This is a genomic window from Pseudoalteromonas phenolica, from assembly GCF_044788725.1.
Lineage (GTDB): Bacteria > Pseudomonadota > Gammaproteobacteria > Enterobacterales > Alteromonadaceae > Pseudoalteromonas > Pseudoalteromonas phenolica_C.
Genome location: NZ_CP173162.1, coordinates 487,438 through 502,941, shown reverse-complemented (window position 1 = coordinate 502,941; position 15,504 = coordinate 487,438). Strand labels below are relative to the sequence as shown.

The following is a 15,504-nucleotide window of genomic DNA, read 5'->3' as shown; positions in this document are numbered from 1 at the left end:
TTTAAATCCTACAAGGGTATGAAAACTTTTCCTTTTCATTTCTAAACGCTGAACATCCGCTATAATTTATTTACTGCGTTTTCATAAATTATCGGGTGAAAAATCAGATGTTCAGATTAATGTGCGCTTTATTGTTACTCCCCAGCTTTATGAGCTTTAGTGCTGAGCGCATATCTTTAAGTGGCTTTGGCAATTTTGGGATTGTTTATTCTAATTCTGATATTTACAGGTTTAGAAGTGATATCTCCCGCGATAACGATAATTTTGAAGACAGCCTAGATCTCAATGCAATTAGCTCACTGGGTATTCAAGCTGATATTTCTCTGCACGACGATTTTGATTTCGTTACTCAGTTCATCTACCGTGGCCAAAAAAAGATAACTCTAGATAACACATTAAGTCTAGGTTTTTTAAGATATAAACCAGCTCCCAATTGGGAACTAAGAGCAGGTAGAACTCAGCTCGACTTATACCTTTTGACCGAATACAGAGATATTGGCTTTGCTTACCCATGGGCTAAAGTACCGACTGAAGTTTACGGCCTATTACCTTATCGCTCTCTTGATGGGGCAGATTTTACTTACTTTCTCTCCAACAGCGGACTTGATTATCGCTTTAAAATCTTTGCTGGTGAGTCGAGTAGTACCATTGCGCTTGATGATGAAAATGTCGAATTAGCCATAGATGACGTACTCGGGATATCATTTGAGCTCAGCCAATTTGACTGGACATTTTCACTCAAGCATACCCAAGTGCGTACGCAAAATAATATTTCAACGATGGCTGATATTGTCGCGGGCTTACAATTAATTCCTGACGTGATATGGCCAGACAAAGCTACATTCATTGACGACTTTTCACTGGTCAATAAAAAGGCCCATTTTAGCTCTGTGGGTCTCAAATATGACTTTGGCAATATAACTTTGCTTAGCGAATTTGCTCGGCTAAGAAGTCGCTCTTCGGTTGTTTCTGCCGTTAAAAGCGGCTATGTAAGCGCGACCTATAATTTTGATAAAGGACAATTTTTTTATACTTTCGCAAAAGCCAAGTCTGATCCAAGTAAATTCAATGATGCCGTCAATATTCAGCGTTTTTTGCCAAATCAAGTGGAGGAAATAATACTTGCTGTTAACGAATCATTCCGCGTATTTAGTCCAAATCAACAAACACATTCTCTCGGGGTTAGGTACGACTTTAAAGACAACATTGCGATAAAACTACAAGTCGATCAAAGCAACATTGACGCACAAGGAGGGGCTTTATGGTCTTATCAGGGTATGAATACCTTGGCACCCAAAGAGTCATTCACAACCTTGTTTTTTAGCGTGAGCTTTACTTTCTAGTCATGAAAAAGTTAATTTTTCTCTTCATCCTACTAAGCATTTGCAGTTTTGCGAATAGTGCATTCGCGAAATCTATCGCTGTGATTGTTCATGCCGAAAATCCAACTGAAACCTTAACAAAAAAACAGTTAATTGATTTATATATGGGTCGCTACGTGGCATTTTCCGACAAACAAGACGCACAGCCATTGGATACATTTACACCTGAAAATTTAAGGACTTTATTTTACAAACGATTAGTTAATATGCCGCTTTCAAGAGTAAATGCGTATTGGTCGAGAGTCCGGTTTACAGGTCGAGCAACCCCCCCCGAGATACAGCAAAGTGAGCAAGCTGTATTAGAGTCTGTGGCAAATAACCCGAGTGCCATTGGTTATGTATTTAGCGAGTCTTTGACACAACAAAACAAGCAGGGGATCAAAATTATTATGGAGCTGTATGAATAAAAGTGGCTTACTACTTAGGCTAGCAATATCAATCGGCTTTGCGGCAGTGTTCGTTGGCTTTATCTCATCACAAATTTTTTTCAAACTCGCCTATCAACATAATCAAGATAAAACCCAAGCAAACATTGAGCAGCTTTATGATGTGGTTGCACCAACAGCTAATATTGCAGCTTATTTAGGCGATCAAGAACTCGCAAAAGAGGTTATCAATGGCTTAGACAACAGCCAAGAGATCATCGCCGCCGCGTTTGAATCTGAACTATTTTCTATTCATAGCGATACATATCAAGCCAATCATCAGAAGCAGACCGAGTTTATCGTTACCTCTCCTTTCACCCCTTCTGAAAAGCTGGGAAAAGTCATAGTGCAACATAATCTGGCTTATATTGAGCAAGACTCAAAAGAAGCCGCGAGCTTTTTATCTAACTCTTTGTTGATACAAGCACTGGTTGTCACCTCCATTGCAATTTTTATCGCTTTTTACTTTATTACCAAACCTATTTTAATTATTGCTAAAAGCCTGCATTCTTTAAACCCAGGGACCGCAAGAAGGCTTAAGAAACCAATATTTCACGATAAAAGTGAGTTGGGAAATTTAGTTGAAGACATCAATTTATTGCTTGAAAAAGCAGAAGACCAAATCTCCCAAGAACGTTTATTACGCTCAGAAATTGAAGTACTAGAAAAGCGATTTAGGCTACTGTTTGAAAACTCTGTTGCTCCTATCATTTTAATGGAGCCAAGAGGCAACATACTTCTAACTAATAACGCTTTTAAAACACTGCTAGAGCGCATTGAACAGCCTATTAAGAAAAATTATGGACCAATCCTTAGTGAATTATTTGAAACCCCAGAGCTACTTTCACGTTCTGTAAATAGTGCTTTTTTAAATGATGAAATAGCAATTGGCGAGCACCGCCTTAAATTCAAAGAGCAAGATAAAACCATCTGGTTGCAAGTCGTGGTATCTAGCATAGTGACCGATGACTTAAAGTCGTATTACCAAGTAACCTTAAACGATGTATCAAAGAAACGAGATGAATTAGATGAATTGAGTCGTCGAGCCGATTACGATGCACTCACCAATATGACAAATCGCCACGCTGCAGAGAAGCAAATTGATCAACTGATAAAAAATCAAACGCCTTTTATTTTTGTGCTCATGGACCTCAATGGCTTTAAGCAAGTTAATGATATTTATGGCCATGATGCTGGTGACGAAGTACTGATCTTCGTGGCAAACCAACTTAAACAACTCACTCCGAGCGACAGTATTGCATGCCGATGGGGTGGGGATGAGTTTGTGTTGGTGCTTAAAAACTATAATCAATCAGATCTTGAAGCTCTCGCAGAGCAAATAACCATGCGAATTTGTAAACCCTACACTTTGATATCTCACCAGGCCAATGTACAAGTAGGGCTTTGTATGGGGGCTGCTTTTTACCCTTACGATTCAAGTCATAAGCCTGAACTTATCCACTTAGCTGATAAGGCAATGTATGGGATTAAAGCTGAGTCTAAGAAAAAGGGGGGGAAGAACCTCGCATTCTCGCAATCAACAGACAGTTTAGAGCGTAAATATGAGTAAGCTGGAACATATAGAATACGCGACGATTCTTGCTCAAATCGCGACTGACAAAGTCAGCAGACTAAAAACCTTGTTACGCCTCATCAGCCTAGCTCTAACATTATTTTTTATTTTAAACATTTTTATTTATCAGCAAGACTATGCGTTGACCCTAATGGTCGCATTGGGCATTTTTTCATTTCTGTACTGGTTTCTTTGTGAAGATACTTTACCGATCGTATCAGGGATCTTCATTTGGACTCTGACTTTATTGGCGTTCTTTTTTGCTTGGAATATTGAGGGGTTATACGATACAAGCTTGCTCGGCTATCCGTGTATATTAATTTTCTGTGCCATGCTTGGTAGTCGATTACTGATTGTATCCACGGCACTTTTCATGGTGTTCAGTATATATTGCTTGGCATATGCAGAATATACCGGCTTACTTGCTTCTCCCTTGGCGGAGTTTGCCGATTGGCGCAAAGCCCACAATATGGCACTGGTTATTATCGTATTCGCGTCTGTGGTTTACTTACTGACGAAAGACATTGATCGGTTACTCGAAAAGCTCATTAAAACGCACGTAAACACACTAAGAACGAAAAAGCGGACGCAAAAGAAAGCACTCACCAATAGACTCACGCTTTTACCTAACGAAATAGCTTGCTCTCAATATGTTCAAGGGAAAATCTTTCGTCACCACCAAGCAGAGCAACTCAGCGCATTACTAGTACTTACATTGAATAACCTCAACTCAATAAATGCCTCTTTAGGCTTTGATGTAGGCGATAAACTCATCAAAATGATTGCGCTACGTCTCAGCCAACTAAATGATAACAATGCCAAAGTTTTTCACAGCTCAAATAACCAGTTTCTAATTTTTCTTGATGACACTGACTATCACGATATTGAGGCTTTTGCTCACCAAGCATTGCAAACAACCTTTTTCAGTAATTACGTTGAACAGTATGAAGTTGAAGTATCGGCATGCATTGGCATTGCAATCGCGCCTCACGATGGTAATAGTTATGATGCGCTGATAAGAAGAGCCCACACTGCACTGACGTCAGCCGTGCAACTGGGTCACAATCAATTTGCTTTCTTTGACTTAGAAATGGAGCAACAAAGCAAGGCAAGGTTAACAATGCTTGCAGGTATCAAACGCGCGCTAGAACAGCAAGAATTTGAACTTTTTTATCAACCGAAAATAGAATTAAGAACGAATACAATCGCAGGTGTTGAGGCACTTATTCGCTGGAGGAAAGCTGATGATACTCTTATTCCTTCATCTGCTTTTATACCAATCGCCGAAGCTTCAGGGTTAATTAATGAGATAGGTATTTGGGTCGTTAAACAAGCCGCTTTAGATTGTTTAACTTGGCACAAACTCGGGTTTAATCAACTTGGCGTGTCGATTAATGCATCTCCTGAGCAGTTCAAAAAAGGCAATTTTGGAAGTCTCGTTTTAAAAACCTTAAAGCAACAGAAACTCGACCCATCTTATCTCGATATTGAAATTACTGAGTCTTTATTTATTGAAGATGAAAAGAACATTCAGGCACAAATTCACCAAATGGTCTCTCAAGGTATTTCGATCTCGATTGATGATTTCGGAACTGGCTATTCAAACCTGAACTACCTAACTAAATTCAACGCATCCACGTTAAAAATAGACCAATCATTTATCAAAAATATGATGCACGAACGCAATCAGTACCATCTGGTTGATGCCATTTTAAAAATGAGTCACGCCATAGGGATTGAAAATATTGCCGAAGGAATTGAAGATAAAAGCACTGCAAATATCCTCATGAAATTAGGTTGTCGTTACGGTCAAGGCTACTATTGGTCAGAACCAATCTCTCAAACACAGTTTTGTGAATTTTTACAAAGCTGGCCAAAACGCAATCAATTAACTGCATAATCAAATAGTTAAAAATACAAGATGGACTAAATTTTCTATCTATTTTTCAGAACGTATGAATCTAATTAATCAATTTATAATATTACAAAACAGCACCTATACTAATTTTCGTTGTAAACAAGTAAGTCAACTCGTCTGACTAAATTGACTCGTGAGATAGGAAAGGGACAACCTAAATCTCGCATTAATTCACTTTAATGCACGTTTAGAATGCCCTTATTATTAGCTTGTTCAATTACAAACTGAAATTAATAACGAACATTCTTTCATCCGCGAATTGATTTTTTCAGCTCAAGTTGAACGTAAATTAATTCATAGGATGATCAAAATGAAGATCCATACTCAGTTCCGCAAATCTATGCTGGCTACCTTTGTCGGCCTTGGCATTATTAGCTTGGGCGCATGTGCTAGCTCACAACAAATGAGCAAACCCAAAGGCGCCGTAGGCACTGGCAATGTTGCTGTTGGCGCGCCAAAATCTAATCAATTTTGGTGGCCCGAGCAGCTAGACTTATCACCACTTAGAGATCACGACAGCCGCTCTAACCCGCATGGCGCCGATTTTAACTATGCAGACGCATTCAACAAACTAGACATGGCTGCACTCAAAAAAGACATGAATGAGCTGCTCACCACATCTCAAGATTGGTGGCCTGCAGACTGGGGCAACTATGGTCCTTTATTCATCCGCTTAGCTTGGCATAGCGCTGGTACATACCGCACATTAGACGGCCGTGGTGGCGGTGATGGCGGTCAAATGCGTTTTGACCCACTTAATAGCTGGCCTGATAACGGTAATCTAGATAAAGCCAAAAGATTACTTTGGCCATTAAAACAAAAGTACGGAGAAAGTATCTCTTGGGGTGACTTAATGATACTTGCAGGTACTGTCGGCCTTGAAAATATGGGCTTTAAAACCTTTGGGTTTGCCGGCGGTCGTACTGACGACTGGGAGCCAGATCTGGTTTATTGGGGTCCAGAAGTAGAGATGCTTGCCAGTGACCGTGAAGAGCGAGACGGTAAATTACAACGTCCTCTTGGGGCAACGCATATGGGTCTAATTTATGTAAACCCTGAAGGCCCGAAAGGCAAACCGGATCCCCTTGGTTCGGCTAAAAATATTCGCATCGCCTTCGGCCGTATGGCAATGAGCGATGAAGAAACAGTTGCTCTGATCGCAGGTGGTCACACCTTCGGAAAAATGCACGGAGCCCACAAAGCTGGTCAATGTGTGGGTAAAGAACCAGGCGCTGCTGCTATTGAAGAGCAGGGATTAGGCTGGAAAAATAAATGCGGCAAAGGCCATTCTGAAGACACAGTAACTAGTGGCCTAGAAGGGGCGTGGACACAAGCTCCTACTCGCTGGACTACATTATATCTACAAAACCTTTTAAATTTTGAATGGCAGCAAACGCGCAGCCCTGCAGGTGCTATTCAATGGATCCCAACCGACGAGTCCCTTCATACTTCGGTGCCTGATGCCCATGTCAAAGGTAAGTTCAACTCTCCTGTGATGACTACTGCTGACTTAGCTCTAAAATACGATCCTGAGTATCGAAAAATAGCTGAACGCTTCTTAGCTGATCCTGAAGAGTATCGTCTCGCTTTTGCAAAAGCTTGGTACAAATTGACGCACCGAGATATGGGACCAAGAACTCGTTACCTTGGTGATAATGTGCCTAACGAAGAGCTAATCTGGCAAGATCCAGTGCCTGCAGTTGATCATGCACTCATTGATTCTGGCGACATCAAAAACCTAAAGCGTGACATTTTAAGTTCAGGCTTAACTGTTCCTGAACTTATCAGAACTGCATGGGCATCCGCTGCAAGCTTTAGAGCCTCTGATATGCGTGGTGGTGCGAATGGGGCACGTATTATGCTAGCACCGCAAAAAGATTGGGCAGTAAATAACCCAGATGAGCTGCAAAGCGTCCTCAGTAAATTACAAGCGGTTCAAACAAACTTTAATCGCAAAGCTCGCAATGGCAAAAAAGTATCAATGGCTGATATGATAGTTCTAGCAGGTGCTGCTGCAGTAGAGAAAGCAGCCAGTGATGCCGGCGTAAAAGTGTCAATCCCCTTTACACCAGGAAGAACTGACGCAACACAAGCGCAAACGGACATAACTTCGTTCTCTTTACTCGAGCCAAAAGCAGATGCATTTAGAAACTACTTCAACAAGCAAGCTAGTTATCGCTCTCCTGCCGAAATGTTAGTTGATAAAGCTGATCAGTTAAATCTAACGGTGCCAGAAATGACAGCTTTAATTGGTGGCCTACGCGTATTAGGTGCCAATACAAATAACAGCTCTCATGGTGTATTTACAGATCAAGTCGGCACATTGAGCAACGACTTCTTTGTTAATTTGTTAGATATGTCTACGGTTTGGAAAAAATCATCTCAAGAAGGCTTATATGAAGGCTTTGATCGTAAGAGTGGACAAAAGCAATATACGGCTACTTCGGTAGACTTAATATTTGGTTCAAATTCAGAGTTAAGAGCAATTGCTGAAGTGTACGCTTATGACAATGCAAAGCAAAAGTTTGCTGAAGACTTTGCAAAAGCTTGGCTAAAAGTAATGCAACTAGATCGCTTTGATTTAAAACATCAACTTTAATAGCAATTCTCTTAGGAAATAAACAGAAGAGAAATAGAGTGACGCTCTATTTCTCTTTTTTATGCAAAACTGCTGGCTAGAGTTAACACTCAAAATTCGCTATATTCATTTTTAGAGCAAAATTAATTTTAAGCATAAATGAGCCAATTCAGTTTGCTAGCGCCAAACAATCATCGCATTTATACCTATTCATTTTTGATTGGGTTATTTGTGTTTCTCACGCCAAGTTATGCTGCCGACAAACTTAAAATTTGTCATGAGGCCAGCAATTACCCGCCATATATTTATCAACAAGACAACCAAGCTCAAGGGCTGTTAGTAGACATTATACTTGGTGCTGCTGAAGCGTTAAACATACAAATCGAGTTTGATGCTAAGCCTTGGAATCGCTGTCAAAAAGATGTAAAAACGGGTAGGAGTCATGCTTTATTTGCGATGATCAAAACACCAAAAAGAGCGAATGAATATGCTTTTCCGCTTGATGAGAATAACCACCTTTGGACCGCAAAATACCCGATATTTACCAGTAAAAAAGCCCCTTTTTCATTAAATAATTACACCCCTGATAAAGGTCTAGGCGCTCCGCTTGGGTATGTAGTATGGCAAAAACTAAAAGAAAGAGGGTGGCTAACCCCATACCAATATACTCCAGAGCAAGGTTTAAAAATGGTTGCGAATGGCAAGCTTGATGGGTATGTGGTTGAGAGACTTATAGGGCTACATTTATTGCATGAAAGTCAGCTTTCAGATCACCTTGTACATAGCGAAGAAAACCTTTTAGACACAATTTGGTATTTGCCATTTAATAGAAGCTTCTACCAAAAAAACCAAAAACTTGTAGACAATTTTTGGTCAAAATTAAACACAGCTAGAAAGAAATTAAAAAAGAAATACGAAAAACCTGAATAATGAAAGGCTCAATTTAGTTTTATATTTAAAAAACTAATTCAAAAACCTAGCTAATAATCGCACCAACACGCCCTTCATAAGCCACAATAAATAAAACCATTAAGGGCCTATTTTTACTTAGCTTTGTCATCATCGCGAACATGTAAGACTGACGAGTCAAAATGTTAAAAATTATCTTAATACAAATCATAAGGTAAGGGCTCTAAAATCAGAGCCCTTATTTTGTCAAACCAAGGGTTATAGCTATTGCCAAGTTAACTCATCCCAATTCGCATCATCCCAGTTGATTTGCGAATCAAGTTTCACAGTAATTGAACCGAGATCTTCTTCAACCTCAGTTAAATCAGCATCAGACTGAGTAAGATCAACCCCTTTTTCTTCGATCACCTCAACAATGTCATTCGCTGCATTTTCTGCGACTTCAAGGAGTTCTGTTTCAGAAAAGTCAGCTGCAGCTTCTGAAGTGACAACATTAACAATATCGTCTGCTAGGTTTGTAATTACATTGCTAGCAACGTCACTCAGACTAGTTGTGTCAATTGCATCATCTGTTGAGGCTATATTTGCGACAACATTCATCAAACCTTTTACCGCCGCGTTTTGCTGAGATTCAGATAAGCTAGTGTTCGCTTTTACCGTACTCAATACCTCTTCAGCCACACTTTGCACCGCTTGTACAACACTCAACTGAGCAGAAACCGTGCTAGAGACCAGTGTTGTATCAAATACCTCACTCACATCAGCTGCCTCACCATCCGTCTCGGCCAAATTAGTAGCAAATGAAACGACGAACGCTTTAGATTCAATTAAAGTTGCTTCGGAGCTATCTGTAGCACTCAATAAATCAGTCACACTTTGTGAGCCAGCTATATCACTTAACGTATCAAGTAACACATCAGCCGTTGACGCTTCGGTTTGTGTATCACCCGCAGAAGTTTTAGCGATAAAAGCGGTATTGGCGAAGGCATTATATTGCGCCCCTTCACCAAATACTGAGGTTACCACTGCTTGCCCCACTTCTTTTACGCCTCCTTGAGCAATATCAGCAAGTTCGGTGTCTGCAAGGACTTTATCAGCCACATAACTGGTAATTGGGTTAACGTTAGCCACATTGGTCGTAGGGTCGTCTACAATTGCACTGAGCTCTTCACCATTGTCAGTAGCGACTTTAATGAGGATCGGGGCAGGAATAACCTCGTCGCTGAATGTAATCGTATAATTGCCACTGGCATCCGTTTGCGCGGTTGCATCTAATGTATTACCACTGGCATCTGTCACTTCAATAGATGCCCCTGCTACGGCAACACCTACAGCCACTGTACCTGATAATTCGGCTTTATTTTTATTATCAGAATCATTGTCATCAAAACAGCCCGACAAGAAGACTGATATTAAGAAAGTAAAGATTAACTTTTTCATATCAGTTCCTTACTGACCAAAGCTGCCAAGGAAGTTATTCAGCACATTGTTCCAAGTGTCTGCATCAACACAATTTGTTGAATTGTCGATAGTTCTATTTTCATGATCTAACTTATTCCAGCCTTCAAGATGTAATACCGAAACACCGTTACAATTAAACTGAGAGGCTTGAGTACCATTATTCTCACCCCAGACATGGGCTTTCGAGTCACTTATATGAATGCCATTTGGAACAGATAATGTAGAGTTTTCAATCACGACACTAGATCCCTCTTGAACATTCATTTGATTGGTTACGTCACTTTCCATAATTCTTGCACTTGATGCGCCAATCATATTCACGCTGCTGAGAGTCATTCTTTCGAGCCGCGCATGAGAGGTATCGTCAATTGAAAGCTCAACCATCATTAGGTCATTTGCAAATAAATCAGAACCTTGACCCAACCTTATATTGCCAAAAACAACATCCACGCTAGCATCAACTTCGCTTGGGTAAACTCTTAAAGAACTCCCCTCACTCACACCTGACCACTGTTCAGTATTCAAAGAAGGGTTTCTAATTTCTCCTTTGGACATTTTCATATCTAAAGTTTCCATTACCCCATATTCATAAAACATAAAGGTACCGCGATCTGCATAAAGTGAACCATCAGACTCGAACCGATTTGCCTCAACATAAGCATCTACGACCACGTTTAGGTTTTTCTGAGCGCGGAGCAAGCCGGGAACAATGAGTGAACTTGAACCAGATACATTGATATCCTCAACGACTGTCAGGTTTTGTATTTCTGCATTAGCACTTTGCGCGAGGTCAAATACACCACTTACAGTAAAATTATTTACATTTGCAGCGCTACCATCTTTGATCATTACATTTGCATTGGCAGTAAGATCAGAGCCCCTTATTGAGCTACTACTATCTGCATGCATGTGGTTAGTAGTCAGACTATTAAATGACAAGCTGCCATTCATAGACACTGACAAATCACCATTTTCAATCATTAAACTAGAATGCGACTGCATCACACCTTGATGAATATCTAGGTTACCCGATGGTAAGGTCATGTCATTGACAACCATACTGCTGCCTGAGTTGATATATACACTCCCACCAGAAGAAAGTGTTCTGTTACCATGCATTTGCCATGTTGAACTTGATTCAAGTTTGATTGCATGACCTTCATTGACAGTCACATTAATATTGCCTTGCTGATTAAGGCTACTTGCAGTAAAAAGCTCAATTCCGAAGTTATTTACATTTATCGTATTGTCATTAAAGAAACGAAGCACCGCATTGCTTCTGGCAAAGATACCTGTTGATGACTCTGTAACTGTGATCCCAGAGAAATAAACTTGCGCACCTTCTTGTACTAATATTCCTGTCCAATTACTACCGCTTATCGTGACATTATTTACACTACCATGGCCATTTCGGTAATACGCAACAGGATTGAAATCACCTTCACCAGCCTGAATATCTATGTTTGTTAAATATAAGCCACCACTGAGCCCTGAATTAACACCGACCCGGCCAGTTTCATCATTAGGGATCAATCCAGCTCTAGCCTCTGGATCTTTGGCTGAAATTGAAATGGCGCGACCAGCAATAAATAAAAATTCTTGCCCCTCTGTTCCGCGCACTACATTGATATCTCCATAACAATTGCCGGTGATAAAGAAATCTACATTCGAGACATTAATGGTATCTGCAAACGCAGCCTGTAAAGCTGCTGGGTCATTTGTACAATCTACATCAATGGCCAACTTACCGTTTACAAGAGACGTACCATCTGCCGACTCTAATGCAGATAACCTGTTATCTATTTCTGCAAGCGCACTATCTATTTCGGCCTGTGTGGGAGCATTACTGATTGCTGTAGAAAGGGAGTTTATTGCTGTTTCATTTGCTGTGATGCTAGACATATTCGTAGATATAGCTGTTGAATTAGTCGCGATGGTTTCAGCGTGATTCGTAATCTTAGTTTCATTGCCTTCAATGCGCTGCGCATTTGAAGTAATTAATGCTGAGTTTGCAGATACACCTGCAGTGTTTGCCGAAATCCCCTCAGAGCTACTAGCAATAGCTGTTTCGTTGTCCTGTATACGCTGAGTATTAGCTGAAATAGATGTGGAGTTAGTCGTTATTTTAGTGGTGTTCTCTGAAATAGTATTTGCATTTGTATTCGTTTTAGCAGTGTTTGCCGATATCGTAGTCTTATTCTCTTCCGTTTTATTGTCTAGGTGCTCAAAGTTTGCATTAACTTCGGTTGCTTTAGCTGGAGTATTTGGCGTGAACTTGTTTGGTACAGCTGAAAGTGCGAGTTGTGGAAATAGCACTAGCAGCCCAATGATGGGTGTTTTCATAATGTCTTCCTCTAATGATCTTTGAAGGACTTACCTGCCCTCCATCCATTTTGCAGAAACACAAGCTAAACAAACTCCCAAAGCTGAACCACATTCTGCAATAGAGGAGTATAGGAAATGACATTGAACTTGCCATAAATTACATAGAATTATTGCCTTTTTGTAGATAATAACGTGCAACAAAAATACAAAACCAATAGTTAATATCTTTTAAAACAAAAATTTAATAATAAAAACCATTATTTAAAACGACCTCATTTAAGCATATCCCCTACAAACTTTATGGTTGAATAAGCACCAAAAACCCCTTAATATTCCTTTAAGTAATTAGATATAACAAAATGCAATATAGGCGCATTTTTATATAAATAAAGGCTATGTCATGACTGAACAGCAGCAATTGAGTCAAATTTATCTTGATGCCAACGCAACCACCCCTGTATTACCCGCCGCCGCGCAAGCTGCGCTCGCAACCATGCAAACTCAATTTGGTAACCCAAGTAGTAGCCATATTACGGGCTTGCAAGCAAAGCAAATTATGGAACAAACACGAAGTAAAGCCCGTGCGGTAATTGGTGCAACAAGTGGGCAGGTTATTTTTACCAGTGGCGCAACAGAAGGTATTCAAACGGCGATATTGTCTGCTCTTTATCAAGCTAAACAGAATTACAATTCTGAAAATAAGCCTTGTATTTTATATGGCGCAACTGAACATAAAGCTGTACCAGAGTCTCTGAAGCACTGGAATCATATCTTAGACATTCATGCTGAAATTAAAGCCATCCCAGTCGATAAAGATGGCATGCTAGATATGGACTTTATTGCAAAAGAAGCACCTAACGCATTGATGATCTGCACCATGGCCGTTAACAACGAAACTGGCGCAGAACAAGACTTAGCTAAACTAGAACAGGTGATCCGCAGCAACAACCCAAATACTTTCTGGATGGTTGACTGCGTTCAGGCATTAGGCAAAGTTGAACTTGATATAGCCAATACCAGCATCGACTACGCACCATTTAGCGGTCATAAACTCTATGCGATGAAAGGAATTGGCTTTGTCTATATTCGTGAACAAGCACCTTTTACGCCGTTTATTGCAGGTGGAGGCCAAGAAAGTGGTCTTCGCTCTGGTACTGAAAACTTACCAGGCTTAGCTTCTCTTAATGTTATTTTTGATGAATTACTTGGACAGGGCAGGGGAGTATTCGCAACCAAAGAAACATTATGCGACTACCGAGACCAACTTGCAGCTGCATTAAAAAATGCATTTCCAACTATCGTATTTAACAATAATTTTTCCTGCAGCGTACCTACTACACTTAACTTTGCGATTCCTGGTTTTAGTGCCAAGGAGATCTTAGATTTATTTGATGCCGCAAACATCCGTGTCAGCTCGGGTTCTGCGTGTAGCTCCAAGGTTACTGGCAGCTTTGTACTTGATGCCATGGGCTTACCTAGAGCACAAAGTGAAGCAGCAATACGCTTATCTTTTGGTCCTGCAGCAACGCAAACCGAAATAAATGAAGCATGCGAGCGTATCGCGTACTGTGCGAAAGCGCTTGGCCATAGCTGCCTAGTTAACATGAATGATTTAGACAATAAGTCAAAGCTTGATGGGCTAGTGCAATTCAAAGTCGGTGGTAGTTGTTGTTGGCTATTCGTTGATGGGCAAAGCCGTGAGGCTGTGATTATTGAACCTCTTGCCGAACTTACTGAGCGCTTGCTCACTGTCATAGAATGCCAAGGCTTAACATTAAAAGCGGTTGTTGACACTCATGGTCACGCAGATCATGCCTCGTCCAGAGCACACTTATTAAGTGCAGATTTACAGGCTCAAACAACAGACCACTTAGGTTGGCCTACTCACTGCGGAACAGTTATTGTCGATAACCACACTTTACCTTTTATAGATGTAGGGCGATTTGCGTTAGTTAGAATTGCAACACCAGGACATACTGCAGACAGTATTTCTTTAGCGCTTTGCCACAAAACTGAATTACAAGCAGGTAAATTCAACAGTCTCTATACATTTTGTGGTGATTTAATTTTAATGGGTACGATTGGTAGAACTAATTTCGAAACCAGTGATGCCACTCAGATGTACCATTCGCTTCAACTATTGCAAGGTCTTCTTGAGCAAGACAGCTTACTGTGCCCAAGTCACGATTATAATAATGAATTTGTGACTACTCTGAGCGCAGAAATCACTCGAAATAAACTGCTTGCTGATGTGTTAAGTAAACGCTTAACTGCGGATGCTTTTGTACAGCAAAAGTCAGAGCTAGATAGTCATATTCACGACCAGGCGAATCAAGAAATCATGTGTGGAGCTTTAACCTCATGCTCACAAAAGCAACACTTTACCGAGTTAAATAAAGATACATTGCAAAATCACTTAGACAGTAATGAAGATGTGCTCTTGATTGATATTCGTGAGCCGCACGAATATGCACTCAACCATGCACAGCAATTTGATAACAATGTACCACTCACTAGACTAGCTAATTTTATTGGCTCGCAACTTTTAAACAAGTCTCAACCTCTGGTATTAGTTTGTCGAAGTGGCAGCCGCTCTTCAGTTGCAGCACAGGCTTTAGCTAGACTCGGTTTTGACCATGTGGCTCATTTAAAGGGCGGATATGCGCTATCTAACTAATTGGTGTCAATCACACTGGTTTTGAAGGGGCGGTGAGCAATCAATTAAAGCTCACCGTTTTGTCATGCCCCTTTACAGTTTGACTTTACTTAGTAAATCAATGTGAATGAAAAAGTCAACACATTGATTTATATGTATTTATCTTATCTCAACTTGTTTCTTACAATTCCAGCTTAATGCTAGTATCGCAGCAATCAAGCGAGAAGAGGGCGCTACTTTTATACTTTACGCCTGTCTTATCTAAATTCTTAACAAT

At 40.4% G+C, this 15,504-nt stretch carries 9 protein-coding genes; 7 read left to right on the top strand and 2 right to left on the bottom strand.

The window, feature by feature from the left end; all coding sequences use genetic code 11:
* The first annotated feature begins 107 nt into the window (after window positions 1–107).
* From ACH784_RS19760 to ACH784_RS19735, 6 genes are all read left to right on the top strand, one after another.
* Window positions 108–1,343 carry a hypothetical protein gene (locus tag ACH784_RS19760; protein WP_404395328.1) on the top strand — a complete coding sequence of 412 codons (1,236 nt, stop codon included), beginning with the start codon at window positions 108–110 and terminating at the stop codon, window positions 1,341–1,343.
* A 2-nt stretch (window positions 1,344–1,345) separates the two neighbouring features.
* Complete coding sequence (locus tag ACH784_RS19755; protein WP_404395326.1) at window positions 1,346–1,789, top strand: hypothetical protein; 444 nt, start codon at window positions 1,346–1,348, stop codon at window positions 1,787–1,789.
* A complete protein-coding gene (locus tag ACH784_RS19750) occupies window positions 1,782–3,377 on the top strand; it encodes a diguanylate cyclase domain-containing protein (RefSeq protein WP_404395324.1) in 1,596 nt (531 codons plus the stop codon). Before ACH784_RS19755 ends, ACH784_RS19750 begins: the two co-directional genes overlap by 8 nt.
* Window positions 3,370–5,280 (top strand): EAL domain-containing protein, encoded by a 1,911-nt coding sequence (locus ACH784_RS19745; RefSeq protein ID WP_404396965.1) that lies wholly within the window; start codon window positions 3,370–3,372, stop codon window positions 5,278–5,280. The genes ACH784_RS19750 and ACH784_RS19745 overlap by 8 nt, the downstream gene beginning before the upstream one ends.
* A gap of 358 nt (window positions 5,281–5,638) precedes the next feature.
* The gene (gene katG / locus ACH784_RS19740) at window positions 5,639–7,897 is read left to right on the top strand and encodes a catalase/peroxidase HPI (protein WP_404396994.1); all 2,259 of its coding nucleotides are present in this window, start codon (window positions 5,639–5,641) and stop codon (window positions 7,895–7,897) included.
* A gap of 138 nt (window positions 7,898–8,035) precedes the next feature.
* A complete protein-coding gene (locus ACH784_RS19735; protein ID WP_404396962.1) occupies window positions 8,036–8,806 on the top strand; it encodes a transporter substrate-binding domain-containing protein in 771 nt (256 codons plus the stop codon).
* Between the two features lie 243 nt (window positions 8,807–9,049).
* On the opposite strand, the gene ACH784_RS19730 is transcribed toward ACH784_RS19735, so the two are convergent.
* Together ACH784_RS19730 and ACH784_RS19725 are read right to left on the bottom strand one after the other, a co-directional pair.
* The gene (locus tag ACH784_RS19730) at window positions 9,050–10,225 is read right to left on the bottom strand and encodes a hypothetical protein (protein ID WP_404396961.1); all 1,176 of its coding nucleotides are present in this window, start codon (window positions 10,223–10,225) and stop codon (window positions 9,050–9,052) included.
* 9 nt (window positions 10,226–10,234) lie between these two features.
* Window positions 10,235–12,589, bottom strand: a complete 2,355-nt coding sequence (locus tag ACH784_RS19725) for a right-handed parallel beta-helix repeat-containing protein (RefSeq protein WP_404396959.1) — start codon at window positions 12,587–12,589, stop codon at window positions 10,235–10,237.
* A 382-nt stretch (window positions 12,590–12,971) separates the two neighbouring features.
* On the opposite strand from ACH784_RS19725, the gene ACH784_RS19720 reads away from it, so the two are divergent.
* A complete protein-coding gene (locus ACH784_RS19720) occupies window positions 12,972–15,248 on the top strand; it encodes an aminotransferase class V-fold PLP-dependent enzyme (protein WP_404396957.1) in 2,277 nt (758 codons plus the stop codon).
* Window positions 15,249–15,504 lie beyond the last annotated feature (256 nt).

Coding starts and splice junctions, on each gene's coding strand:
- katG (WP_404396994.1), top strand. CDS start 5,639: ATGCTGGCTACCTTTGTCGGCCTTGGCATTATTAGCTTGGGCGCATGT.
- ACH784_RS19730 (WP_404396961.1), bottom strand. CDS start 10,225: ATGAAAAAGTTAATCTTTACTTTCTTAATATCAGTCTTCTTGTCGGGC.
- ACH784_RS19735 (WP_404396962.1), top strand. CDS start 8,036: ATGAGCCAATTCAGTTTGCTAGCGCCAAACAATCATCGCATTTATACC.
- ACH784_RS19750 (WP_404395324.1), top strand. CDS start 1,782: ATGAATAAAAGTGGCTTACTACTTAGGCTAGCAATATCAATCGGCTTT.
- ACH784_RS19760 (WP_404395328.1), top strand. CDS start 108: ATGTTCAGATTAATGTGCGCTTTATTGTTACTCCCCAGCTTTATGAGC.
- ACH784_RS19725 (WP_404396959.1), bottom strand. CDS start 12,589: ATGAAAACACCCATCATTGGGCTGCTAGTGCTATTTCCACAACTCGCA.
- ACH784_RS19720 (WP_404396957.1), top strand. CDS start 12,972: ATGACTGAACAGCAGCAATTGAGTCAAATTTATCTTGATGCCAACGCA.
- ACH784_RS19755 (WP_404395326.1), top strand. CDS start 1,346: ATGAAAAAGTTAATTTTTCTCTTCATCCTACTAAGCATTTGCAGTTTT.
- ACH784_RS19745 (WP_404396965.1), top strand. CDS start 3,370: ATGAGTAAGCTGGAACATATAGAATACGCGACGATTCTTGCTCAAATC.